The organism is Mesorhizobium sp. ESP-6-4, from assembly GCF_020164735.1.
Lineage (GTDB): Bacteria > Pseudomonadota > Alphaproteobacteria > Rhizobiales > Rhizobiaceae > Mesorhizobium.
Genome location: NZ_JAIUGS010000006.1, coordinates 321,290 through 344,615, shown reverse-complemented (window position 1 = coordinate 344,615; position 23,326 = coordinate 321,290). Strand labels below are relative to the sequence as shown.

Sequence of the window (23,326 nt, the reverse complement as noted above, 5' to 3'; positions counted from 1 at the left end):
GAGTCGAAAATGGTGGCTTCCGAGAACCGGAGCGGAGCGTACTTAAAGTACGTGAGCACCGGAAGCGCAGGAAGCCGGCATTTGCAGGCCGGCATCACCTGAATATCAATGCACCTTAATCGGCCGCCGGCAGCCGCCGCATGGTAAACTCGATCACATCGCCCGGGCGCTCGAACCAGCTTTCGATCTCGGTCCAATAGGCCTGTTTCGGAAAACGCTCGAACCACTCCTTGGCCTTCAGGCGCGCATCCGGGCGCGGCAGCACGAAGGTTTCGCGCAGGAAACCGTCGCGCGGCTGGTTTTCGCGCTCAGCCCGTGAGCGCTCCAGCCTCTTGCGTAAGCCATCCAGCGGCGGTCTTGCCGGGGTGCGCACGAAGGAACTCCCTTGCACCTTGGTCAGACAGGACTTGACCCTTCCTCTCAAGAGATTAGGGATCGCGCCCTGAAAAGACGAGTCATTTGTCAGGCAAGCGCGCCTGCGACTGGAGACCGAATTGGAAAGACCTGACCTTCCCGTGGGCCTGCCGGCCGACATCGAGCAGAAGAAGATGAAGGCACGTCTGTGGTTCGAGGCCTTGCGCGAGCGTATCTGCGCCACTTTCGAGCAGATCGAGCAGGAACTCACCGGCCCGCAAGCGTCATGGTCGCCCGGCCATTTCGAGAAGACCCCCTGGGAGCGCGACGAGGGCCGCGGCGGCGGCACCATGTCGATGATGCGCGGCCGCGTCTTCGAGAAGGTCGGCGTCCACACCTCGACCGTCCATGGCGAATTCTCGCCCGAGTTCAGGAAGCAGATTCCCGGCGCCGAGGAAGACCCGCGCTTCTGGGCGAGCGGCATCTCGCTGATAGCACATCCCTGGAACCCCAACGTGCCGGCCGTGCATATGAATACCCGCATGGTCGTCACCACGCGCCAGTGGTTCGGTGGCGGCGCCGATCTGACGCCGGTGCTCGACCGCCGCCGCACCCAGGACGATCCCGACTCGATCGCCTTCCATCGCGCCATGCAGTTCGCCTGCGAGAAGAACGCCGCCGTCGCCGACTATCCCAAATTCAAATCCTGGTGCGACGAGTATTTCTTCCTGCCGCACCGCAACGAGCCGCGCGGCATCGGCGGCATCTTCTTCGACTGGCTGCATTCTGACGAGGACAGGGGCGGCTGGGACGCCGATCTCAATTTCGTCCAGGATGTCGGACGTTCTTTTCTCGTCGTCTATGCCCATCTGGTGCGGGGCAACTTCAACCAGAACTGGACCGATGGCGAGCGCGAGGAACAGCTCATCCGGCGCGGCCGCTACGTCGAATTCAACTTGCTTCACGATCGCGGCACCATCTTCGGCCTGAAAACCGGCGGCAATGTCGCCTCGATCCTGTCCAGCCTGCCGCCCGAGGTAAAATGGCCGTAACGATCCGGTGAGCGCGGCGACGGCCGCATTGCTGTCCAATTCGCCGAATCTTGGCCGGCAATGTGGCAGGGACGATATCTTTTTCGTCTAATATCCTTTTGAAAAAATTGAGCTATTTAAGATCGCCGGGTCGGGAAGCGCCGGCGGTCGAAGCGGAGATCATCTCGTCTCCCTCCGGCCGTGAGCCGGCGCGACTTGACGACCCTGATCACGAGAGGTGCCTCGCCGAATCGGGCACCCGCATTCCAGGAGAGCACGCCATGCGCAAGCTTATCGTGACCGCAGCTACCGCCGCCCTTCTCGCCTCCGGCGGCGCCGCGTTCGCAGCGGTCAAGCACACCACCGGCACCGTCAAGAGCTTTGACGGAACGGCCATGAGCCTTGTTCTGGACGACGGATCCACTTTCAAGCTGTCCAAGGCCTTCAAGGATCCCGGCATCCAGGCCGGCGAGAAGGTTCGCGTCTCCTGGGACATGAGCGGCAAGAACAAGATTGCCGAGGCCGTCAAGATCATGAAGTGAAGGCCTGCCCGTCAAAGGCAGATCGAGTTCTCAGGCGGCAAGGAAGGCGGGGCAGCACTGCTCCGCCTTCCTTTTTGGAGAGAAAAGCAGTCTGCCGCGGGCTGCGATGCAACCGAAACCGGTCGCATGTGTTATGGTTTTCCAGCAGAACGAGGAAAGGAAAGTCCCATGAAGGAATTCCAATGCGGGTCGCTTGTCCCCGGCTGCGACTGGCATACGCGCGCCGAGGAAGAAGCCGAGGTGATGCGCCGTGCCGTCGAGCACATGCGCGAGACGCATGGCGAGACCGTCATCCGCGAGACGATGATCGAGGCGATACGCTCCCGCATCCAGAAGGTTCGCGACGCGGCCTGAGGGACTTCTCACCTTCGAACAGATCGACCGGCAGCGAAATCAGGACGGCTCAGGGCCTGAGCATGTTCCATCGCGAGTTGCGAACCAATTTGCCTGAGTCGATCCCGGAAGGTCCGGACCGGCCAGGCATTTCAAACAGATACTTATATTCGAGTCGTCTCATTTAAGTTTGCGGTAACGGAATTCGTGCCACCGTCGGGCAAATGATCCGGCTGCAGGGCTGGCCGAGAAACTCGCCGCCACCCAAGGCGCTGACCGGATCGGTGGGGCGAGGTGTTTCGCGCATGCGCGAACGATCCGGCAAGAGGAGCACATCGTGCGAGGCGGCGCTGCTGCTGTGCGCATGTCTCGGCGCGTCTCCCGCGACCGCCCAGGAAATGATGACCACCTCGCTGATCGGCATGCATCAGGGGTCGCCGCTGAGCGACCGTGCCCGAGGCCTCGGCGGTGGCGGCTATGAGCTGCAGAATGGAAGCTGGGTCTCATTCAACCAATGGTACCACACGAACTGGGTAGACATGCATGTCGACCTGCTCACCCAGGTTACCGAAAACACCGGCATCCTTTGGGGGTTCGGGACCGGCGAACAAGGCGACAAATACACCATCGGGCCCAGCCTGAAGCTCGGTTTCCTCACCCAGACGCATCCGAATCCGAACAGCACCCTGTCGCTGTCCGTAACGTCGATCATCGGCGGAAACCTCACCGAGAAACCTTGCCTGGCCGACTACGGGGATCTGGGCTCCTACGGTGTCAATTGCCGGCTCGCAGCCGGTGAGATGGCGCCGCAGGAAACCCTGAAATACCTGGTTAGCGCCAAGCCTGAGAGCATGCATCTGTGGCTGAATTATCGTCTCACTTTCTGATCGCCGGGAGCCGCGAATGAAAAGTCCATCTCGTCCCGAAACGCGCGATCGCCCGTCCTGGTTCTTGTTTGGCTGGAGTTGGAACATGTCTGCTGGTCACCTGAAATTCGGCCTCGTTGCCGCCCTTGCCATCCTTTCGGCGCCCATTGCCTCGGCGCAGGAGGGCCTCGGCGCGGACGAGACGGCGGCGCTCTGCCATGGCGGCGGCTCCATCTGCGTGAGCGCAAAGATACCGGTCGCGCGCACGACGCAAACGGTACAGAACTGGATGAGCCCCGACGTCGGCGCGGCATGGGCCGCCGGCTACAAGGGCAAGGGCGTCACCATCACCATGGTCGACGACTTCAGCAGCACCTCGCGCTTTTCCGGCAATTTCGGGATCGGCGTGCAGACCCAGCGACACGGCGAATGGACGCGCGAGGAAGCAAGCATGATTGCTCCCGCCGCGACCATCCGCTCCAAGGATTTCTCGACGGGCACGGCCGTTTCGCTGGCACGCGGCCTTAATGTGCTGAACCTGAGCTACGGCATGTACACAACCGCAGGCTACAGCGCGAACCAGATCTGGTGGGCTCCAGAGGAGTCCTCGATCATCTCCTACGCCACCAAAGGTTCGGCCATCGTCTCGAAGGCGGCCGGCAACGACGCGGTCGCTGTTGGCGGGGTCACTGGTGGCCAGCAGGACTATCTCGACCTTGCTTTGATCGGCAAACCGACCGCGATCTTCGTCGGCGCGCTGTCGACGAACGGAACCACAGCCAACAAGGCCCAGCTCGCCTGGTATTCCAATTATGCCGGCTCCGACCAGGCTGTGCAGAGCCACTTCCTGGTGGTCGGCGTCGAGGGTGACAAGACCGGGCTCTACGGAACGTCTTTTGCCGCGCCGATCATCTCCGGCTATGCTGCGATCATCGGCAGCAAGTTCACCAAGGCGACGCCCGTCCAGATCACCAACGACCTGCTCAATACGGCCCGCACCGACACGCTGGCCAATTACGACCCGTCCGTCTACGGCAAGGGCGAAGCAAGTCTCTCGCGCGCTCTCGCTCCTGTGGCCATACACTGACAGGCACCGGCCGTTCCGGCCCGTCAGCTCTCCAGCGCCTGCGCGGCGCGTTCCACCAGCGCGCCGCGTTCCAGGGTGAAGCCGGACTCGACCCATTCCTTCTCGAGGTTCTTCAGCGTGGCGCCGAGCTTCGGTCCTGGCGACGCGCCAAGCGCGGTCAGGTCGGCGCCTTTTATCGGAAACACCGGCTTTTCCCATTTCAGCGTGAAATTGAGCAGGCGTGAAAAGCCGCCGGCTTCCATCATCGCCTGATTGTCCTCGACTGCGCGCGTCCGCGCGGCGGCAAGCGCCAGCCGAATGCGGTCGATATAGCCGTTGCGATCGCCGTAATAGAGTTTCTTGGCCAGCTCGGTCTCCGTCGCCTTGGCATCCGGCGCGATGGTCAGTGCCCAATGCCGCAGGCGGCCGGCCTCGTCGTTCGACAATCGCAGCCGCTCGCCAAGCGTCTTCATGCGCACGGCATCGGGCGGGACGATTGCCTCCAGCCTCAGCACAGGATCGGCGGCCCAGCCGAGATCTTTTCCAGTTTTGACCAGGCCATGGACGGCGTCGATGCCCCACTTCTCGCTTTCCGGCAGCACGGCGGTGAGCACGCCTGCCTGGCGCATCCATAAGAGCGCGCGCGAGGGATCGGGAGCCGACAGCAGCTTCTTCAGCTCGGACCAGACGCGTTCGGCCGAAAGCCGGGCAAGTCCGTCCTTCAGCCTGGCACAGGCCTTCAGCCCTTCCGCGTCCGGCCGTCCGTCGCCATACCAGGCAAAGAAACGGAAAAAGCGCAGGATGCGCAGATAATCCTCGCGGATGCGCGCCTCCGCGTCGCCGATGAAACGCAGCCGTCGCGCCTCTATATCGGCGACACCGCCGACGAGATCGACGACCGTGCCGTCCGCTTCGGCGTAGAGCGCGTTGATGGTGAAGTCGCGCCGCTCGGCGTCCGCTTTCCAATCGCGCCCGAAGATCACCTTTGCCCGCCGGCCGTCGGTCTCGACATCGGCCCTGAGCGTCGTCACCTCATAAGGCTTGCCGCCGGCGATCACCGTGATCGTGCCATGCTCGATGCCTGTCGGCACCGTCTTGAAACCGGCCGCCTCGGCGCGCCGGACCGTTTCCTCGGGCACGGTGGTTGCGGCGATGTCGATGTCGGCGACCGGCTGGCCGATCAGCGCATTGCGCACCGCGCCGCCGGCGACACGCGCTTCCTCGCCGCCCTGCTTCAGCGCGGCAAGAAGCTTCTGCAGATGCTTGTCGGCCAGCCAATCGGCCCTGCCCGAGAGTGACGCCTCAGCGGTCAACCATAAAGCCTTTCATAGAGCGTGCGGATGATGCCGGCGGTGACGCCCCAGATACGCTGGCCGCCATAGGGCATCTCGTAGAAGAACCATTCAAGCTCGTTCCACATGCGGCTGTCGCGCGCGTGGTTGGCCGGATCCATCAGGAAACTCAGGGGCACCTCGAAAGCCGCGTCGACCTCATCGGCATTGAGCGTCAGCGAAAAACCCTGGCGCACGATGGCAAGCACCGGCACGATGCGGTAGCCGCTGCCGGCGACGTAATCGGGCATGCGGCCGATGATCTCGACGAAATCCCGTTCGAGACCGATCTCCTCGAAGGTCTCGCGCAAAGCGGTTGCCTCGGGGCTTGCATCGGTCGCATCGATGGTGCCGCCCGGAAAGGCCACCTGGCCGGAATGGCTGCGCAGCCTCTCGGCGCGCTTGGTGAGCAGCACCATGGCGCCCTCGGCGCGGTCGACCACGGGAATCAGCACCGCCGCGTCTCGCAGCGGCTTGATATTTTTGAGCCTGGGATGGCCGGGATTGAAGCGATGATCGCCGAATTCGTTGCCGGGAACGATCGCCGCTTGCGCCGCGACGCGCGCCCGAAAATCCGCGACCGAAAACGCCGCCGGCGTCACCTGGTCCATCACGCGCTCAGCCGCTTCAGTTTCTCGGCCGGCATGATTGGATAGACCTCTCCGCCCGAGCGAATGGCGAACATCGCCTTGCCGCCGATGTCGATCTCCTCGCCATGCTCGACCAACTCATACATCACCGGACGCGCCACCAGCGCTTCCAGTCGTCCGCGCACCAGCACATAGGGTTTCAGTCCGCCGGTTTCGTCCTCGTCGACGAAGCGCAGCGCATGGCCGGGGCCGGCGGCGACGACATCGCCGACATTCGTGCGGAAGGTGACAACCTGGTCGTTCCCGCTCCCGGACACGTTCATTTCGACGGCGATGAAGGGCGCGTCGACGACGCGGATCCCAACCCGCTCGACCGGCGTCACCAGATAGGTCTTGCCGTCGGCATCCTTGCGCAACACGCTGGAAAAGAGCTGCACCAGCGGCATGCGGCCGATCGGCGTGCCGAGATAGAACCAGGTCCCGTCGGCCTTGATCTCCATGTCGAGGTCGCCGCAGAACTCCGGATTCCAGCGCTCGACCGGCGCCGGCCCCTTGCCGGCCCGGGCCGCGCGGGAGATCAGCGCCTCAAGGCCGCGCGCCTCTGTGGCGCCGATCAGGCTCTGTTTGCTCAAGCTGTGCTCGCCAGCGCTCTGTTCGTCAGGCGTTTGTTCACGATGTTCGCTGCGTTCGGCCATGGTCACGAAATAGTCACTGTTGTCCCGATTGTCAGCCTTGTCCGCCCGAGTCTGTGATTTAAGTTCAATTACAGGCGCCAGGTGAGGCCGAATCGAGGCATTCTGCGGCATCGAGAGTGCAGGCCGGCATTTCCAACCACAAGGATCGAACGGCATGAGCGTGATGATCAAGGAAAGCCCGATCAGCGAAAAAGCGATGATCGAGGAAGCCGAAAAGGCGCTGGCCGATATCTCCAGGATCCGCGACGCGGTCGGCAGGGTGATCTTCGGCCAGGAGGCGGTCGTCGAGCGCACGCTGGTGGCTCTGCTGGCCGGCGGTCATGCGCTGCTGGTCGGCGTGCCGGGCCTCGCCAAGACCAAGCTGGTCGAGACACTAGGCATCGTGCTCGGCCTCGATTCGCGCCGCGTCCAGTTCACGCCCGACCTGATGCCGTCGGACATCCTCGGTTCCGAGGTGATGGAACAGGACGAGTTCGGCAAGCGCTCCTTCCGCTTCATTTCCGGGCCGATCTTCACGCAATTGCTGATGGCCGACGAGATCAACCGCGCTTCGCCGCGCACGCAATCGGCGCTGTTGCAGGCGATGCAGGAATATCATGTCACCATCGCCGGCGCCCGCCACGACCTGCCCTCGCCCTTCCATGTGCTGGCCACGCAGAACCCGCTGGAGCAGGAAGGCACCTATCCCCTCCCCGAAGCCCAGCTCGACCGTTTCCTGATGCAGGTCGATATCCTTTATCCGGAGATCGAGGCGGAACGCCGCATCCTGCTTGAAACGACCGGCGTCGACGAGGCCAAGGCCGACAATGTGCTGCAGCCGGCCAGGCTCAGGGAAATCCAGACGCTGATCCGCCGCATGCCGGTGCCGGAAAGCGTCGTCGAGGCGATCCTCAAGCTGGTGCGCTCGGCGCGGCCAGGCCAGGGCAATGCCGAGACCGACAAGCACGTCGCCTGGGGGCCGGGCCCCCGCGCCAGCCAGGCGCTGACCCTGTGCGCCCGCGCCCGCGCCCTATATGATGGCAGGTTGGCGCCTTCGGTCGACGACGTTCGCGCCTTGGCCGAACCGGTGCTGCAGCATCGCATGGCGCTGACTTTCGCCGCCCGCGCCGAAGGCACTTCCGTGCGTGACGTGGTGGCGAAGCTGGCAAAAGGCATCTGATGGGTCGAATAGGCGAGGTCCAGGCACCGGTTGCGACGCGCGACGCGCTCGCCCGTGGCCGGTTGCGGGCTTCATTGGTGCCGGACCTGCTGGTCGAGGCGCGCCGTATCGTCAACACGGTGATCGCCGGCTGGCATGGCCGCCGCAAGCGCGGCATCGGCGAGAATTTCTGGCAGTTCCGGCCCTATGTCGAAGGGGATTCCTCGCGGATCGACTGGCGCCGCTCGGCGAGAGACGACCATACCTATGTGCGCGACCGTGAATGGGAAGCCGCGCACACCGTCTGGCTCTGGGCCGACCCCTCGCCTTCCATGCTCTACAAATCCGCCGCGGCAAGCGTTTCCAAGCAATCGCGCGCGCTGGTGCTAGCGCTCGCCTTGGCCGAGCTCTTGTCGCGCAGCGGCGAGCGCATCGCCTGGCCGGGCCTGACGGATCCGTTCACCGCCCGCAACGGCGCCGAGCGGATCGCCGCCCAGCTCAGCCACGCCGCCGCGCTTCCGGCCAAGCCCGATCTGTCGGCCATCCGCCGTTTCTGCGACATCGTGCTGGTCAGCGATTTCCTCGATCCGGTTGAGGAAACCATGGCCTGGCTCGACGTGCTCGCCCGCCACGGCGTGCGCGCGCATCTGATCGAGGTGGCCGATCCGGCCGAGGAAACCTTCCCCTATGCCGGCCGCACCGAGTTCACCGATCCCGAGACCGGCGACAAGCTGACCGCCGGCCGCGCCGAGATGCTGGCCGAGGAATATCGCCTGCTTTACCGGGCCCGCCGCGACGAACTGGCTGCCTGGTGCAAGCGTCTCGGCTGGAGCTACACCGTCAACCACACCGACCGCCTCGCCTCCGAGGCGCTGGTGCGCGTCCACCTGGCGATGACCGCCGACGGCACCAATTTCGGAAGGGCGGTCGCATGAGCTGGCTGCCGCTTTCGTTCGGGGCGCCCATGGTGCTGTGGGGCCTTCTGGCCCTGCCGGTGATCTGGTGGCTGCTGCGGCTCACCCCGCCCAGGCCGCAAACGGAAGTTTTTCCGCCGCTGAGAATCCTCGCCCGGGTCCTGAGGCGCGAAGAAACCCCGCAGCAAAGCCCGTGGTGGCTGACGCTGCTTCGGTTGCTGATGGCGGCGCTCATCGTGATGGCGCTGGCCGAGCCGGTCTTCAACCCGCGCGAAAAACTGCCGGCGGAGGGCGCCGCCCTGGCGCTTGTCGTCGACAATGGCTGGGCGAGCGCCGCCGACTGGAACAAGCGCGTCGCCACCGCCGAGCGGCTGATCGCCGACGCCGGCTCGAACGGCGTGCCGATCGTCATCGCCTTCACCGCCGAGAAGCCCAATGCCGAGATCGGCCCTTTCGACGCTTCGGGCGCGCTCGATCACCTGCGCGCCGCCAAGCCGCGGCCGATTCCTACCGACAGGCCCGCCGTCTACGCCCGCGTCGCCGCCGCGTTGGAGCGCCTGCCGGGTGCCAGCGTCGCGGTGCTCGCCGATGGGCTTGCCGCCAAAGGCGACGAGGCCGCTTTCAAGACGCTGCTCGAAAAGAATGCGACACGGCTGGTCTGGGCCACGTCCGACCGGCCTTCCGTGACCGGCCTGATCGGCGCCGACAACCAGGTCGATGGTTTCGCTTTGAGCGCCATTCGCGCGCCGGGCAATCCGGCGCCGGCGCAGGTCACCGCTGGCGCCTTCGATGACAAGGGCCGCCGCATCGCCGATGCGACGCTGACCTTCGCGCCGGGCGAAGCCACCGCCACGGGGACGATGGCGGTTCCCTTCGAGCTGCGCAACGACTTCGCTTCGATCGCGCTCGACGGCGAGCACCAGGCCGGCGCCGTGCGCGTGCTGGACGAGAGCTCCAAACGCCGCCGCGTCGGCCTTCTGTCGCAGGCCGAAGCCGACCAGGCGCAGCCGCTTCTGTCGCCGCTCTATTACATCCGCCGCGCCCTGCAGCCCTTTGCCGACCTGGTCGAGCCGTCGAGCGCCGATCTCGCCGACGCCATTCCGCAGCTTCTCGACCAGAAGCCGGCGATGATCATCATGGCCGATGTCGGCACCATCCCGGCGCAGGTCAAGCAGCGGCTGGTCGACTGGGTCGACAAGGGCGGCACGCTGGTCCGTTTCGCCGGTCCCCGCCTTGCCGCGTCCGGCAATGACGACGACCTTTTGCCGGTCAGGTTGCGCAGCGGCGAGCGCGCGCTGGGCGGCGCGCTGTCGTGGACGACGCCGCAGGCGGTGACCGAATTCCCGAAGAGCGGCCCCTTCGCCGACCTCTCGCCGCCCTCCGAGGTGACGGTGAGCCGGCAGGTTCTGGCCGAGCCGACGCCCGACATCGTCGAGCGCACCTGGGCCACGCTCGCCGACGGCACGCCGCTGGTGACGGGCATGAAGAAGGACAAGGGCACGCTGGTGCTCTTCCATGTCACGCCTGAGGCGACCTGGTCGAACCTGCCGATCTCCGGCAGCTTCGTCGAAATGCTGCGGCGTGTCGTGCAATTGTCGCGCAACCAGGGCGCCGCGATCGCCAATGCCGAAGCCGCCGCCGCGTCGCTCGCGCCCTACCGCATGATCAGCGCCGACGGCATGCTGACGCCGCCCTCGCCGGATGCCCGACCGCTGGTGCCCGGCGCCGGTCCGCTGCCGGTGACGCTGGAGAATCCGCCCGGCCTTTACGGCTCCGAGACGGGCGTCTTCGCACATAATCTGCTCGATGCGTCGAGCACGCTTACGCCGCTGGTCCGTCCGCAGGTTTCGCTGCCGGTGACAGCCATCCCCTACGCCTTCGATGAATCGGAGAACCTGAAGGGGCCGCTGGTCGCCATCGCGCTGCTGTTGATGGTGCTCGACACTTTGGCCGTGTTCTGGATGGGCGGACTGCTGGCGCGCCGGCCGCGCCGCGCAGGCACGGCGGCGACCGCCGCGGCCGTTCTGGTCGTGCTGGGCGGCCTCTTCGGCCATGCCGATCTTGCCCGCGCCGATGATTCCAAGCCCGGCGACACCCAGGCGATCGAGGATATTTCGAAAACCCGCATCGCCTATGTCATCACCGGCGAGCCGGGCGTCGATTCGATCAGCCGCGCCGGCCTCGAAGGCCTCACCCGTTTCCTCATCGAAAAGACCGCGCTTGAGCCCGGGCCGCCGGCGGGCGTCGACATCGCCAAGGACGAGCTGTCATTCTTCCCGCTGATCTATTGGCCGATCGATGCGACGGCGCCTATGCCCAGCCAGGCGGCGATCGCCCGCATCGACGCCTATATGCAGCAGGGCGGCACGGTTCTGTTCGATACGCGCGACCAGTTTTCGAACGGCATCGGCGCCGGCTCGGCAAGCCCGGCGACCGAGCGGCTGCGCGACATCCTCGGCAATCTCAACGTGCCGCCGCTGGAGCCGGTGCCGTCGGACCACGTGCTGACCAAATCCTTCTTCATCCTTCCGGAGTTCCCCGGCCGCTTCAACGGCAGCCCGCTCTGGGTCGAGGCCTCGCTGGACGCCAGCAACACCGAGAACCGCCCCGTGCGCACCGGCGACGGCGTCTCGCCGATCATGATCACCGCCAATGATTTCGCCGGGGCCTGGGCCATCGACGAGAACGGCGATCCGATGCTGCCGACCGTGCCGCCGGACCCGATGCAGCGCATCTACGCGCTGCGCGCCGGCGTCAACATCATGATGTACATGCTGACCGGCAACTACAAATCCGATCAGGTGCATGTGCCGGTGCTGCTCGAACGGCTGGGGCAGTAGATCATGAACTGGTCGGTCTCATTCGAACCGCTTCTCTCCTGGCCTCTCTTCGGCCTGCTCTTCGTGCCGCTGCTTTTGCTGGCGCTGGTCGGCCTGTGGTTCCGCCAGCGCGGCTCGGCATTGCGCTTCATCGCGCTGCTCGCACTCGCCGCTTCATTGCTCAATCCCGTTTTCCTCGCCGAGGAGCGCGAGGCGCTGAAGAGCGTCGTCGCCCTCGTCGTCGACCGCAGCCAGAGCCAGGACATCGGCGACCGCACCAAGCAGACCGACGAGGCGCTGGCCGGCCTGCAGCAGCGTCTTGCCCGCTTCAAGCAGTTCGATGTCCGTGTCGTCGAGGCCGGCAAGTCCGAAGCCGCCGACGAGCGCACCGAAACCAGGCTGTTCAACGCGCTGGAAGGCGTCTTCCGCGACGTGCCGCCGTCGCGCATCGGCGGTGCCGTCATGATCACCGACGGCGAGGTGCATGATGCGCCTGCCGGCGCGCCGGAGTTCAACGCGCCGCTGCATGCGCTGATCACCGGCAACGAGCATGAGAAGGACCGCCGCATCCGCTTCGAGAACGCGCCGCGCTTCGGTCTCGTCGGCAAGCCGCTCGACATGACCTACCGCGTCATCTCGACGGAAGGCGACGGCGCTCCGGTGGACGTGCGCGTCTCGGTCAATGGCGAGCAGGTCTCGGTCGAGCACGCGACCGTCGGTCAGCCGATGAAGCTCTCGGTCACGATACCCAATGCCGGCCGCAACATCGTCCAGCTCGGCATCGACCGGGAGCCCGGCGAGCTGACCGACGCCAACAACCGGGCGATTGCCCTGGTCGACGGCATCCGCGAGAACCTGCGCGTGCTCCTGGTTTCCGGCGAACCGCATGCCGGCGAGCGCACCTGGCGCAACCTTTTGAAGTCGGACGCGTCGGTCGATCTCGTCCACTTCACGATCCTGCGTCCGCCGGAAAAACAGGACGGAACGCCGATCAATGAGCTGTCGCTGATCGCTTTCCCGACGCGCGAGCTGTTCGTCGAGAAGATCAAGGATTTCGATCTGATCATCTTCGACCGCTACCAGCACCGCGACGTGCTGCCGATCCTCTATTACGACTACATCTCCGAGTATGTCGAAAAGGGCGGCGCGCTGCTGATTGCCGCCGGCCCCGAATATGCCGGCGAGAACTCCATTGCCCGCACGCCGCTCAATGCTGCGCTGCCGGCCATGCCGACCGGCGAGGTGGTGGACAAGGCCTTCTACCCACGCCTGACCGATCTCGGCCAGCGCCATCCGGTGACGCGCGGGCTCGACGGCTCGGCAAGCGAGCCGCCGCATTGGAGCCGCTGGTTCCGCACCATCGGCGTCAAGAACCCGGAAGGCGAAGTGGTGATGAAAGGCGCCGACGATCGGCCCCTGCTCCTGCTCGCTCGCAAGGGCGAGGGCCGTGTCGGCATGCTCCTGTCCGATCAGGGCTGGCTGTGGGCGCGCGGCTTCGAGGGCGGCGGGCCGCATGTCCAGCTTTATCGCCGCATCGCCCACTGGCTGATGAAGGAGCCGGAACTGGAAGAAGAACGGCTAACCGCCGACGGCCGCGGCATGATGCTCGAAATCCGCCGCCAGACGATGAGCGACGATCCCGGTCCCGCCCAGGTCATCACGCCGTCCGGCAAGGCGGTGGCGGTGAAGCTCGAGAAAGCCGAGCCCGGCATTTTCACCGGCAGCCTGCAGACCGGCGAGATCGGCCTTTACCAGATCGGCAATGGCGACCTTACTGCGCTTGCCCATGTCGGCCCGATCAACGCGCCGGAATTTTCCGACGTGATCTCAACCGAGGATCGGCTGAAGGCGCCCGCCGAGGCGACCGGCGGCAGCGTGCGGCGGCTGGCTCCGTCGTCGACGCTCGGCAATCTCGCCGGCGGCTTGACACTGCCGTCGATCGTTCCCGTCCGCTCTTCAGCGGCCGCGTCGGGCGACGACTGGATCGGCCTGCGCACCACCGACGACAGCACGCTCAAGGCCGTGTCGCGCGTGCCGCTGTTCGGCGGCTTCCTCGGCCTCGGCCTGCTGCTGCTCGCCATCGGCTCGATGTGGTATCGCGAAGGGCGGTGACGCCACCTTCTTCCTTCTCCCCTTGTGGGAGAAGGTGGATCGGCGCGCAGCGCCGAGACGGATGAGGGGGTGTTCCAGCGGAGTGAGGCGTCGGCGTTCCCTGGAGCACCCCTCATCCGGCCGCTCGCGGCCACCTTCTCCCACAAGGGGAGAAGGGAAAGCGCCTGCCCCTACTCTTCCGGTTCTGTGGTGAACAGCAGCGGATAGCCCTTGGCCTTGCCGGCGTCGGTCGCCCGCGTCGCCTTGGTCTCGGCGATATCGCGCGTAAACACCGCGACGACGCACACGCCGCGCGTATGCGCGGTGATCATGACGCGATGCGCCTGATCGTCACTGAGCTTGAATTCGCCCTTGAGCACCGTCACCACGAACTCGCGCGGCGTGAAATCGTCATTGACGAGGATGACCTTGTAGAGCTTCGGCCGCTCGGTTTTCGGCTGCGTCTTAGTGCGGGGTTTGAGGACGGTTTCGGGCATCGGATCCACCAGCGAGAACTGGGCTCTCTCGCTCTCATTCTGTCACGCAGCAAATATACGTCCAATTCCACGCGCGGGTAATGCCGGCTTGGACCATCAGCCCTATGTGGGGAATCACTGCCGAAGGTCAACGGCCCTGGCGGCGCAACGCGGTGCCCGATCTGCCGGAACCTGCACCGCCATCCATGTCGGAGCCGCGTTCGACGAAGGCGAAGAACATCCAGCCGACAAAGCCGATCACGGTCGCACCGGTCAGCAGGATCAGGACCCAGGACTGCGCCGGCGTGATGTAGTCGAAGCTTGAAGAGATCAGCGGAGCGAACAGCTCGGGCTCGGTCCTGCCGCTGGCGGGATCCGGCACGGGGCTTGCGGTAAAGATGATCAACGATCGTGCCGCCGCGGTGGCGATCAGGCCGCCGAGGGTCAGCGAACGCATCAGGGACGAAAACCGCTTCTTCATGCGGACTGTCCTACAGCACCGGCATTGCGATCGGGTTAAGGATAGGACTTGAGCGCGGTGGAAACCTGCTGGTTTCGGGCTCCCTGCCGCAAGCAAGCCGCCCCTGCCGAAATCGACCGGAGCGGCTTCGTCTAGTGGCGCAGAGCGCTGGATCAGGGCTTCTTGGCAGCCGGCTTCGCAGCAACGGGCTTCGCAGCCGACGCTTTCTTCTTGACCGGGCACTTGTGCGTCTTGGTCACTTTGCAGGCCTTCTTGGCAGCGACCTTCTTCATCGGCTTCGCAGCCGTGCTATCCGCCGGAGCAGCCGTGGTGGTCGCGGTCGAAGCAGCCGGGGCAGCCGTCGTCGTGGCGGCGGCGTTGCCGAGCGCCGGCATCGCGAAGGCGAGAGCAACACCGAGGCCGAGGGCGGAGAGGATGGACTTCTTCATGGCTTCATTTCCTTTTTCTTGCGGGTCTGGGTGGGTGTCACTGAACGGGATCGATCGGTGCCACTCCAAGCAGCTTCAAAGCATTTGCGAGCATCCGGATTCCCTGTGCCTGCTTCTTGTTGGCGCAGAACCGGTTTCCCCTTCTTTGCAGTGCTTTCGCCGCGGTGACCTGCGTTGCCGCGGCATGGGTTTCGAGAGCTTCGTCAAGCTGACGGCTCAGATTGGTGCAGCGCTCGGTCCGGGTGAGCGGAGCGACGACCTTTGCGGTGGAGGCGCCGTCCGCGGCTGTGATGAGCGATATGCTGAGCAAAGCACCCATCACGCTGATCCAGAACCTCTGCATTGGTCTTGTCCGTTACTCCGGAAACTCGCGTCGCAGCCGATGACCTGACCGCCACGGCACCGGTTATGCCCTTGAAATTTTTCACCAGTTTTTCCCAACTGTAGAATTTTGTTTCTGGATTGTTTCTGGGCACTCAGCCGGCGCGGCGATCGCGGCCACTGGCCAAGATGTGGCCCGAATTCTATCGTGTGGGTTGTCTCGAACGGATATCCAGCAAGAGCCGGCAAAGAGAATCATAGGTTTCGAGTGAAATCCGATGCGCACATACTGATCGTCGACGACGACAAGGGCATACGCGACCTGCTGCAGGAGTTCTTCCACAAGCGCGGGCTGCACACGACGGTTGCCGGCGACGGCACCGAGATGGAAGCGGTCCTGCGCCGCACGCCGGTCGACCTGATCGTTCTCGATGTGATGCTGCCCGGCAAAAGCGGACTTGAGCTTTGCCGCGAGATCCGCGCCAACTACACCACGCCGATCATCATGCTGACCGCGGTCACCGAAACGACCGACCGCGTTGTGGGCCTCGAAATGGGCGCCGACGACTACGTGCCCAAGCCCTTCGATCCGCGCGAGCTGTTGGCCCGCATCCGCGCCGTGCTGAGACGCAACGGCAGCGCCGAGCCGCGTCGGCCCGCCGCCAGGCAGGTCTACCGCTTTGCCGGCTGGACCATGGATTGCGCGCGCCGCCGCCTGACCGCGCCCGACGACGTCCGGGTTGAGCTGACGATGGCGGAATTCAACCTGCTGCAGACCTTCGTCAAGAGCGCGCAGCGCGTGCTTACCCGTGAGCAGCTGATCGAGCTGTCCGGCGGCGACACCGGCTACAGCTTCGACCGCAGCGTCGACATTCTGGTGAGCCGGCTGCGCCGCAAGATGGAAGACGATCCGAAAACGCCGAAACTGATCCTGACCGTGCGCAGCGGCGGCTATCAGTTCCTGCCCGAGACGACGGCCGAATGAGACGCTTCCTGCCGCAGACCCTGCCAGTCTGGGTGCTGCTCATCGTCATTGCCGGTCTCATGCTGAGCCAGGTGACGACGCTTTACATCGTCGCGCGCGATCGGGCCGCCGCCAACGGCGTCGTCGATCTCTACCGGTTGAACGACCGCGCCTATTCGCTGGTGCAGCTGATGCATGACGCCACGCCCGAAGAGCGCAAGGCGACCGCCTCCGGCCTGTTCAACTCGACCTATGCACTGACGGTTTCGGACACGCCCGCCGTCACCTCTTCGATCGCCGGCGACGACCAGCTTGCCGAGTTGGAGGATATCCTGGTCGGACGCTTGTCGAAGTTCGGCATCACCGATGCGCGCGTGCGGCGCGATCCGGCCACCCAGGAGGCCGATGTCCCAGACGGGCAGGCGGTGAACAAGGATGTCGGCCAGGTCGAGCGCGACCTGCTGGTCTTGGCCGCGGATTTCGCGCAAAGCGACAAGCTGACCGCCTCGCTGCGCTTTTCCGACGGGCAGTGGCTGAATTTCACCGAACCGATCACGCCGGCGGGACCGATTCTGAGCCTCGACAGCCTGCCGCTTTACTCACTGATCGCCGGCTTGATCATCATCATGTCGATCTGGTCGCTGCGCCGGCTGACCGCGCCCTACCGGATGATGGAAACGGCGGTGACGCGCATTGGCAACGATCTGAAAAGCCCGCCGATCGCCGAAAGCGGCAGCCGCGAGATCCGCGCGGCCGCAAAGGCGATAAATGCCATGCAGATGCGGCTGCGCGATTATGTCGAGGACCGCGAGCATCTCGCGGCAGCACTGGCGCATGATCTGCGCACGCCGCTGACCCGGATGCGCCTGCGCCTCGAACTGTTGCGCAGGTCGCCCGCGCGCGAGGCGCTGGCGCACGACCTCGCCGACATCGAAAGCATCGCCAGCTCGGTCATCGACTTCGCCAAATTCGAGGTGACAGAGGAAAAGGCCGAGCGGATCGATTTCTGGTCGCTGGTGGAATCGGTGGCGGACTCCTTCGACGGCGCGTCCTTCGACGAAGGCGTGGTCCCGTCGCGCGGCCTGATCTGCGTCGCGCGGCCGGTGGCGCTGCGGCGCTGCGTCACCAATCTTATCCAGAACGCGGTGACCTACGGCAAGAAGGCGCATCTCGGCGTGCGGCGATCGGGCGACATGATCACGCTTTCGATCCGCGACGAGGGCCCCGGCATCCCGCAAGCGAAGCTGGACGCGGTGTTCGGCTCCTTCGTGCGGCTGGAGGAATCGCGCAACCGCACCACTGGCGGTCTAGGCCTCGGCCTCACTATCGCCCGCAACATCGCGCGCGGCGCCGGCGGCGAGGTCGATCTCTCCAACTACCCCGGTGGCGGGCTGTTGACGGAGCTGCGGCTGCCGCTGGCAGCTTGAGTCAGGAGTGGGCTCTGTCCGCCACCGGCGCCACTGGATCAGCCGAACCATCCTTGTGATAGTGCGGCCCGCCTGGTCACGAGGGAAATCCACCCATGTTCTACGCCGTCCTTGCCTATCATGTCGAAGACACCGTGCAGTCCTGGTCGCCCGATGAGGATGCGGCGCTGATGAAAGACCTGCTCGAGGTCAACGACAGGCTGACGCGCGAGGGCAAGCTCGGGCCCGCGGCCAGGCTCGGCGCGACGGCCAAGGCCGTGACGCTGCGCGGTCCGGGCGACGGCTTGGTGATCGACGGTCCCTTCGCCGAGACCAAGGAGCAGTTGCTCGGCCTCTATGTCCTCGACTGCGCGACCCAGGACGAGGCGATTGCCGCGGCGCGCGATCTCAAGCGCGTCAACCCCACCGCCGTCTACGAGATCCGACCGATCATGCTCTATCTTCCGGGCGCCACGCTGACGGTAAGCTGAGATAGCTTCCCGAGCGTGCCTCAGACCGGTATCGCGGCCTCGATTTCCCGTCCCAGCCGGAGCATCTCCGTCACCAGCAGGTCGAGATCGCTGCGGCGGGTGCGGTGATTGGCGATCGCCACCCTCAGGCAGTGCCGGCCCTGCACCGTGGTATCGGACAAGGCCGCGGTGCCCTCCTCCTGGAGTCTCAGCATGATCTCGGTGTTGAACGCCTTGAGCCGTTCCTCGGATGCCCCATCCAGGCGATGGCGGAAGCAGACGATGTTGATGGTGGTTGGCGCCATCAGTTCGAGCGCCGGCTCCGCCTCGATCAGACGGGTGAGGTGGCGGGCCTGGGCGATGTTCTGGTCGATCAGGCGGCCGAACTTCTCGACGCCATGCTCCTTCAGCGCCATCCAGATCTTGAGCGCACGGAAGCCGCGCGACGTTTGAAGCCCATAATCGTGCAGCCACTCTCCGGAGGCCAGGCCCCGCGGCGTCGATTCCAGATATTCCGGCGTCACGGCAAACGTATTGCGGTGCTGGGATGCGTCCCGCACCAGGGCGCAGCCGGCTTCGAACGGCGCGTGCAGCCATTTATGCGGATCGAGCGCGATCGAATCCGCCTGTTCGATGCCCGCGACGAGCGATCGGTTCTCAGGTGCGATCGCGATGAGCGCGCCGATGCAGCCGTCGACATGGAACCAGAGGTCCTCTTCGGCCGCCACGCTCGCCAGCGCCTGCAGGTCGTCGACCGCGCCGGTGTTGACGGTGCCGGCGGTGCCGATCACGCAGGCCGGCCTGAAGCCCGTCTCGCGGTCCTCCGCGATTGCCGCCTTGAGCGCGGCGATATCGATGCGCAAGCCGGCATCGGTCTGGATGCGCCGCAGCGCCTGATTGCCGAGGCCGAGCGCCTCCACAGCCTTGCGATGACAGGAATGGACCTGGTCCGAGGCGTAGTAGCGCAACGGCTTCGGCATGGCGCCGACACCCCGCTCGCGCACGTCGACGCCTGCCTTGACGTTGCGCGCCACGGTCAGTCCGATAATGTTGGCCATCGAGCCGCCGCTGACCAGGGTGCCGCTGGCCGAGACTGGGAAACCGACCATCTCCTTCATCCAGTTGACGACCTGGCTGTCCATCAGTGCGGCGGCATGGTTGCCGCCGCCGAGATTGGAGCCCTGGATCGCCGCCAGGAAATCGCCGAGCGCGCCGGTGAAGTTGCTGGATCCCATATACCAGGACCAGAAACGCGGATGGATGTTGCCCATCGGATAAGGCATAAGGTTACGGGCGACGTCGTCGTATACGTCGGCCGCGGGCGCCGGAGATCGCGGCAACGGCGCCGAGAAGAATGAGCGCACTTCAGCCGGCATCTCGCGCCAGACCGGCCGGTCGCGGACATCCTCGAGATAGGCGATGGCATCGTCGAGGATTCGGTGCGAGAGCGCTCCCACATCGGCCCAATCCGGCGGATCGAGCGTTTCCTCCGCGTTGGTCGCTTCCGGAAATATATCCATCTCGCCTCTCCCGCCGGCGTGGGTCGACCCGCGCATAAAAGAACGACGCCGCCATGCGGGGCGGCGTCGCGTTTCTGTTCTCAGCCTTCGAACTGGCAGCTCGGCGTCGAGCGCGACAGCGCCGTCTCCTCGGCGTCCATCTCGGCCTCGATGCCGTCGAAAAGCGGCGTCGACATGTAGCGCTCCCCCGTGTCGGGCAGCATGCACAGGATCACCGAGCCGGCGGGGGCCTTGCCCGCGATCTGCCGCGCCACGGCGAAAGTGGCGCCGCCGGAGATGCCGGTGAAGATGCCCTCCTGCCGCGCCAGCGCCTTCGTCCATTTGATGCCTTCGGGACCGGGGATCGGCACCACCTCGTCATAATAGCGTTGGTCGATCGCCTCCTGCAGCACGTTGGGGATGAAGTCCGGCGTCCAGCCCTGGATCGGATGCGGTTCGAAGGCCGGATGGCTGGCTGACGGCGCGCCGCCGGCGCCGCGCTCCTGGGCCTTGCCGCTGCCGATCAGCTGCGCGTTCGCCGGCTCGGCGAGCACGATCTTCACCTCCGGCCGCTCGCGGCGCAGCACGCGGCCGACGCCGGCCACCGTGCCGCCCGTGCCGTAGCCGGTGACGAGCACGTCCAGCCTCGAGCCGGCGAAGTCATTGATGATCTCGCGCGCCGTCGTCGCCTCATGAATGGCGGCATTGGCCTCGGTCTCAAACTGGCGCGCCAGGAACCAGCCATTGGCCTCGGCAAGCTCGACCGCCTTCTTGTACATACCGAAACCTTTTTGGGCGCGCGGCGTCAGCACCACCTTGGCGCCAAGCATGCGCATTAGCTTGCGGCGCTCGATCGAGAAGCTGTCGGCCATCGTCACCACCAATGGGTAACCTTTCTGCGCGCAGACCATGGCAAGGCCGATGCCGGTGTTGCCGCTCGTCGCTTCGACCACGGTCTGGCCAGGCTTGAGCTTACCGCTGCGCTCGCCTTCCTCGATGATGTTGAGCGCCAGCCGGTCCTTCACCGAGGCCGCCGGGTTGAAGAACTCGGCCTTCACATAGATCGTGGCATGCGCCGGGCCGAGATTGTTGATGCGGATGACCGGCGTGTCGCCGACCGTGTCGAGAATGCTGTCGAACAGACGGCCGCGCCCGGCCGTGGTCCTGATTTTCAACTGATGCAACATGGCCTTTCTCCTCACGTGCCGGTTACAAACCGGCGGCTTGGGCGGCGCGGTTTCGACACCTTGCCGCGTTAGTTGCGTGTGACTTGCCGGCAAATTCGGCAAAGGCCGCATCCGGCTCGAAAATTCGCCGCAGGATGCACCCTGTCGTGTTTGGTGATAGAACATGGACCAACTGTTCGGCGTGGGAGCGAGCGTGGAAACGGACGTGGAATCCGTTCGGTCGACTCTGAAAAGCATGCCAGCCAGCCTTTCGATCAGGCTGCTCGGCCCGTTCGCGATCATGCGCGACGATGTTCCTGTGGCCTTGCCTTCGTCACGCAAGCTGCGCGCCCTGCTGGCCTATCTAGCGCTGGCGCCCCACCCAGTCAGCCGCAGCCGTCTTTGCGAACTTCTCTGGGACGTGCCCAACGATCCGCGCGGCGAGTTGCGCTGGTGCCTGAGCAAGCTGCGTGCCGCGCTTGACGAACCGGGCTTGCGCCGAATCGAGACGGAAGGCGACACCGTGGCGCTTCGCCTCGGCGATGTGAGCGTCGATGCCGTCGAGGCCGCTGCCGCCGTGGCGGAAGGCATTGAGACGCTTGGCCTCGACCGCCTGCGGACGCTTGCGCAACTGTTCGCCGGCGACTTCCTTGATGGCCTGGAACTCGATCGCAGCCCGCATTTCGGCAGCTGGCTGACGGCGCAGCGCCGCCGTTTCAGCGCATGCCATGTCGCGGTCCTGGAGCACATTATCGGCCTTGTCCCGCAGGGAGCCGATGAGGCCGGCCCCTATATCGACAAATGGCTGGAACTAGCGCCCTTCGACGGCCGCGCACATGTGGCGCTGCTGGAAAATCTGGCACGGCGCGGACAGATCGGCGCCGGCGAGGAGCATCTTGCCACCGCGGCGGAGCTGTTCCATTCGGAAGAGCTGGATTTCACGCCATTGCGCGAGGCGTGGCAGGAGATAAGAGCCCGGAACGCCGGCGCAACGGCATGCGCCCGATCCGGGCCGGCTTTCCCGCTCCCGGACTTGCCGGTCACCGCGATCGAATCCGAGCCCGTTGCGACGCGCCGGGCTTCGCTCGCGGTGATGCCGTTTGCGGAGAGCGCCGGCACTGGCGGCTTCCGCGGCGGGCTTGCCGACGGCCTCACGCATGACATCATCACACGACTTGCCAAGCTGCGCGATTTCTTCGTTATCGCCCGCGGCTCTGTCTTCGCGCTCGCCGAGAAGAACATCGCGCCGGAAGACGCCGGGCGCAGGCTGAATGTCGACTATGTCGCGACGGGCTCGGTGCGGGCTCTGCCGGGCAGGTTCATCGTCTCGGTCGAGCTTGTCGAGGTCCGCACGGCAAGGATCGTTTGGGCGGAAACCTTCGAGCATAAACCCGACGACATCTTCATCGTCATCGAGGATATCGGCAACAGCATCGTCTCATCGATCGCCGCCGAGATCGCGACGGTGGAGCGCAACCGCGCATTACTGAAAGCGCCAAACTCGCTCAATGCCTGGGAGGCCTATCATCGCGGCCTCTGGCACATGTATCGCTTCACCCGCCAGGAAAACGAGCTGGCGCAGCATTTCTTCGGCGAGGCGCTGAAGCTCGATCCCACTTTCGCGCGCGCCTATGCCGGCATGTCCTTCACCCACTGGCAGAACGCTTTCCAGCGCTGGGGCGACCGCGACCGCGAGGCCGCGCTTGCCTTCGAGAGCGCCGGCCAGAGCCTGCTGGTCGACGACCGTAACCCAGCCGCCCATTGGGCGATGGGCCGCGCGCTATGGCTGCGCGGCGAGCAGGATGGATCGCTGCTGGAGCTCGCGAGCGCCGTCGACCTCAGCCCCAATTTCGCGCTCGGCCACTACGCGCTGTCCTTCGTCCATTCGCAGTCGGGCGACCCGCAATCGGCGATCGGTTCGTCCGACCATTCCCGCCATCTAAGCCCCTTCGATCCGCTGCTGTTCGGCATGATGGGCGCGCGCGCCATGGCTCATGCGAGGCTGGGCGAATTCGAAGCGGCGGCCGAATGGGCGCTGAAGGCCGCGGCACGCCCTAACGCGCATCTCATCATCCTGGCGATCGCCGCTCATTGCCTGGCGCTGGCCGGCCGGCAGGAGGAGGCGCGAACCTTTGCCGCCGCGATCCGCAACACCTTGCCGAACTATCGCGCCGACGATTTCATCGCGACATTCCGTTTCGACCGGGATGGAGAAGCCCTGTTCCGGAACGGCGCCAAGCTCATCGGGCTGAACTGAACCTGGCCGGCGCGCCTAAAGCAATTCCAGGAAAAGTGTGAGCGGCTTTCCGTCCGGAATTGCGTAAAAAACAAAGAGATAGGGCGTT

At 65.2% G+C, this 23,326-nt stretch carries 23 protein-coding genes; 13 read left to right on the top strand and 10 right to left on the bottom strand.

Annotated elements, in window-relative coordinates; all coding sequences use genetic code 11:
• Positions 1 to 115 precede the first annotated feature (115 nt).
• The gene (locus tag LB523_RS15095) at positions 116 to 373 is read right to left on the bottom strand and encodes a hypothetical protein (protein WP_095766723.1); all 258 of its coding nucleotides are present in this window, start codon (positions 371 to 373) and stop codon (positions 116 to 118) included.
• A 121-nt stretch (positions 374 to 494) separates the two neighbouring features.
• On the opposite strand from LB523_RS15095, the gene hemF reads away from it, so the two are divergent.
• The 5 genes from hemF to LB523_RS15070 all read left to right on the top strand — a co-directional run bounded on the left by hemF (position 495) and on the right by LB523_RS15070 (position 4,213).
• Positions 495 to 1,406 (top strand): oxygen-dependent coproporphyrinogen oxidase, encoded by a 912-nt coding sequence (hemF, locus tag LB523_RS15090; protein WP_224603762.1) that lies wholly within the window; start codon positions 495 to 497, stop codon positions 1,404 to 1,406.
• 260 nt (positions 1,407 to 1,666) lie between these two features.
• Positions 1,667 to 1,927: a DUF1344 domain-containing protein gene (locus LB523_RS15085; RefSeq protein ID WP_095766498.1), complete on the top strand. Its 261-nt coding sequence runs from the start codon at positions 1,667 to 1,669 to the stop codon at positions 1,925 to 1,927.
• 168 nt (positions 1,928 to 2,095) lie between these two features.
• Positions 2,096 to 2,281: a DUF1059 domain-containing protein gene (locus tag LB523_RS15080; protein ID WP_095766497.1), complete on the top strand. Its 186-nt coding sequence runs from the start codon at positions 2,096 to 2,098 to the stop codon at positions 2,279 to 2,281.
• A 203-nt stretch (positions 2,282 to 2,484) separates the two neighbouring features.
• Positions 2,485 to 3,147, top strand: coding sequence for a hypothetical protein (locus LB523_RS15075; RefSeq protein ID WP_224603759.1), 663 nt, complete (start codon positions 2,485 to 2,487; stop codon positions 3,145 to 3,147).
• A gap of 85 nt (positions 3,148 to 3,232) precedes the next feature.
• Positions 3,233 to 4,213: a S8 family serine peptidase gene (locus tag LB523_RS15070; RefSeq protein WP_095766496.1), complete on the top strand. Its 981-nt coding sequence runs from the start codon at positions 3,233 to 3,235 to the stop codon at positions 4,211 to 4,213.
• Positions 4,214 to 4,236: 23 nt separating this feature from the next.
• Here LB523_RS15070 and LB523_RS15065 read toward each other — a convergent pair whose 3' ends face one another.
• Genes LB523_RS15065 through LB523_RS15055 form a run of 3 tightly spaced genes read right to left on the bottom strand, consistent with a single transcriptional unit; the run spans position 4,237 to position 6,808 of the window.
• Complete coding sequence (locus tag LB523_RS15065) at positions 4,237 to 5,505, bottom strand: CCA tRNA nucleotidyltransferase (RefSeq protein WP_224603755.1); 1,269 nt, start codon at positions 5,503 to 5,505, stop codon at positions 4,237 to 4,239.
• Positions 5,502 to 6,134 (bottom strand): CoA pyrophosphatase, encoded by a 633-nt coding sequence (locus LB523_RS15060; protein WP_224603752.1) that lies wholly within the window; start codon positions 6,132 to 6,134, stop codon positions 5,502 to 5,504. Before LB523_RS15060 ends, LB523_RS15065 begins: the two co-directional genes overlap by 4 nt.
• On the bottom strand, positions 6,134 to 6,808 hold the full coding sequence (locus tag LB523_RS15055) for a DUF1285 domain-containing protein (protein ID WP_411966464.1): 675 nt from the start codon (positions 6,806 to 6,808) through the stop codon (positions 6,134 to 6,136). The genes LB523_RS15060 and LB523_RS15055 overlap by 1 nt, the downstream gene beginning before the upstream one ends.
• 154 nt (positions 6,809 to 6,962) lie before the next feature.
• Between LB523_RS15055 and LB523_RS15050 the strand changes: the two genes are divergently transcribed.
• Genes LB523_RS15050 through LB523_RS15035 form a run of 4 tightly spaced genes read left to right on the top strand, consistent with a single transcriptional unit; the run spans position 6,963 to position 13,791 of the window.
• On the top strand, positions 6,963 to 7,967 hold the full coding sequence (locus tag LB523_RS15050) for an AAA family ATPase (protein WP_224603746.1): 1,005 nt from the start codon (positions 6,963 to 6,965) through the stop codon (positions 7,965 to 7,967).
• Positions 7,967 to 8,881: a DUF58 domain-containing protein gene (locus tag LB523_RS15045; RefSeq protein WP_095766492.1), complete on the top strand. Its 915-nt coding sequence runs from the start codon at positions 7,967 to 7,969 to the stop codon at positions 8,879 to 8,881. The genes LB523_RS15050 and LB523_RS15045 overlap by 1 nt, the downstream gene beginning before the upstream one ends.
• Positions 8,878 to 11,700 (top strand): DUF4159 domain-containing protein, encoded by a 2,823-nt coding sequence (locus tag LB523_RS15040; RefSeq protein WP_224603743.1) that lies wholly within the window; start codon positions 8,878 to 8,880, stop codon positions 11,698 to 11,700. Before LB523_RS15045 ends, LB523_RS15040 begins: the two co-directional genes overlap by 4 nt.
• A 3-nt stretch (positions 11,701 to 11,703) precedes the next feature.
• Positions 11,704 to 13,791 carry a hypothetical protein gene (locus LB523_RS15035; RefSeq protein ID WP_224603739.1) on the top strand — a complete coding sequence of 696 codons (2,088 nt, stop codon included), beginning with the start codon at positions 11,704 to 11,706 and terminating at the stop codon, positions 13,789 to 13,791.
• A 170-nt stretch (positions 13,792 to 13,961) separates the two neighbouring features.
• Here the strand turns inward: LB523_RS15035 and clpS are convergent, their stop codons facing one another.
• The 4 genes from clpS to LB523_RS15015 all read right to left on the bottom strand — a co-directional run bounded on the left by clpS (position 13,962) and on the right by LB523_RS15015 (position 15,498).
• Positions 13,962 to 14,267, bottom strand: coding sequence for an ATP-dependent Clp protease adapter ClpS (gene clpS / locus LB523_RS15030; protein WP_224603737.1), 306 nt, complete (start codon positions 14,265 to 14,267; stop codon positions 13,962 to 13,964).
• A 127-nt stretch (positions 14,268 to 14,394) separates the two neighbouring features.
• Positions 14,395 to 14,727, bottom strand: coding sequence for a hypothetical protein (locus LB523_RS15025; RefSeq protein ID WP_140838734.1), 333 nt, complete (start codon positions 14,725 to 14,727; stop codon positions 14,395 to 14,397).
• Between the two features lie 152 nt (positions 14,728 to 14,879).
• Positions 14,880 to 15,155, bottom strand: coding sequence for a hypothetical protein (locus LB523_RS15020; protein ID WP_095766487.1), 276 nt, complete (start codon positions 15,153 to 15,155; stop codon positions 14,880 to 14,882).
• 37 nt (positions 15,156 to 15,192) lie between these two features.
• The gene (locus LB523_RS15015) at positions 15,193 to 15,498 is read right to left on the bottom strand and encodes a hypothetical protein (RefSeq protein ID WP_224603735.1); all 306 of its coding nucleotides are present in this window, start codon (positions 15,496 to 15,498) and stop codon (positions 15,193 to 15,195) included.
• A 246-nt stretch (positions 15,499 to 15,744) separates the two neighbouring features.
• Here LB523_RS15015 and LB523_RS15010 point away from each other — a divergent pair, with 246 nt between their 5' ends.
• The 3 genes from LB523_RS15010 (at position 15,745) to LB523_RS15000 (ending at position 18,337) form a co-directional block, all read left to right on the top strand.
• Complete coding sequence (locus tag LB523_RS15010) at positions 15,745 to 16,461, top strand: response regulator (protein WP_095766485.1); 717 nt, start codon at positions 15,745 to 15,747, stop codon at positions 16,459 to 16,461.
• A complete protein-coding gene (locus LB523_RS15005; RefSeq protein ID WP_224603733.1) occupies positions 16,458 to 17,867 on the top strand; it encodes an ATP-binding protein in 1,410 nt (469 codons plus the stop codon). The genes LB523_RS15010 and LB523_RS15005 overlap by 4 nt, the downstream gene beginning before the upstream one ends.
• A 95-nt stretch (positions 17,868 to 17,962) precedes the next feature.
• Complete coding sequence (locus tag LB523_RS15000) at positions 17,963 to 18,337, top strand: YciI family protein (protein ID WP_224603731.1); 375 nt, start codon at positions 17,963 to 17,965, stop codon at positions 18,335 to 18,337.
• A 20-nt stretch (positions 18,338 to 18,357) separates the two neighbouring features.
• Here LB523_RS15000 and LB523_RS14995 read toward each other — a convergent pair whose 3' ends face one another.
• Both LB523_RS14995 and LB523_RS14990 read right to left on the bottom strand, forming a co-directional pair.
• Entirely contained in the window at positions 18,358 to 19,836 is a 1,479-nt protein-coding gene (locus tag LB523_RS14995) for a pyridoxal phosphate-dependent decarboxylase family protein (protein ID WP_224603729.1), read from the bottom strand.
• Positions 19,837 to 19,916: 80 nt separating this feature from the next.
• Entirely contained in the window at positions 19,917 to 21,002 is a 1,086-nt protein-coding gene (locus LB523_RS14990) for a PLP-dependent cysteine synthase family protein (protein WP_224603727.1), read from the bottom strand.
• A 235-nt stretch (positions 21,003 to 21,237) separates the two neighbouring features.
• Between LB523_RS14990 and LB523_RS14985 the strand changes: the two genes are divergently transcribed.
• Positions 21,238 to 23,238, top strand: coding sequence for a BTAD domain-containing putative transcriptional regulator (locus LB523_RS14985; RefSeq protein WP_224603726.1), 2,001 nt, complete (start codon positions 21,238 to 21,240; stop codon positions 23,236 to 23,238).
• Positions 23,239 to 23,326 lie beyond the last annotated feature (88 nt).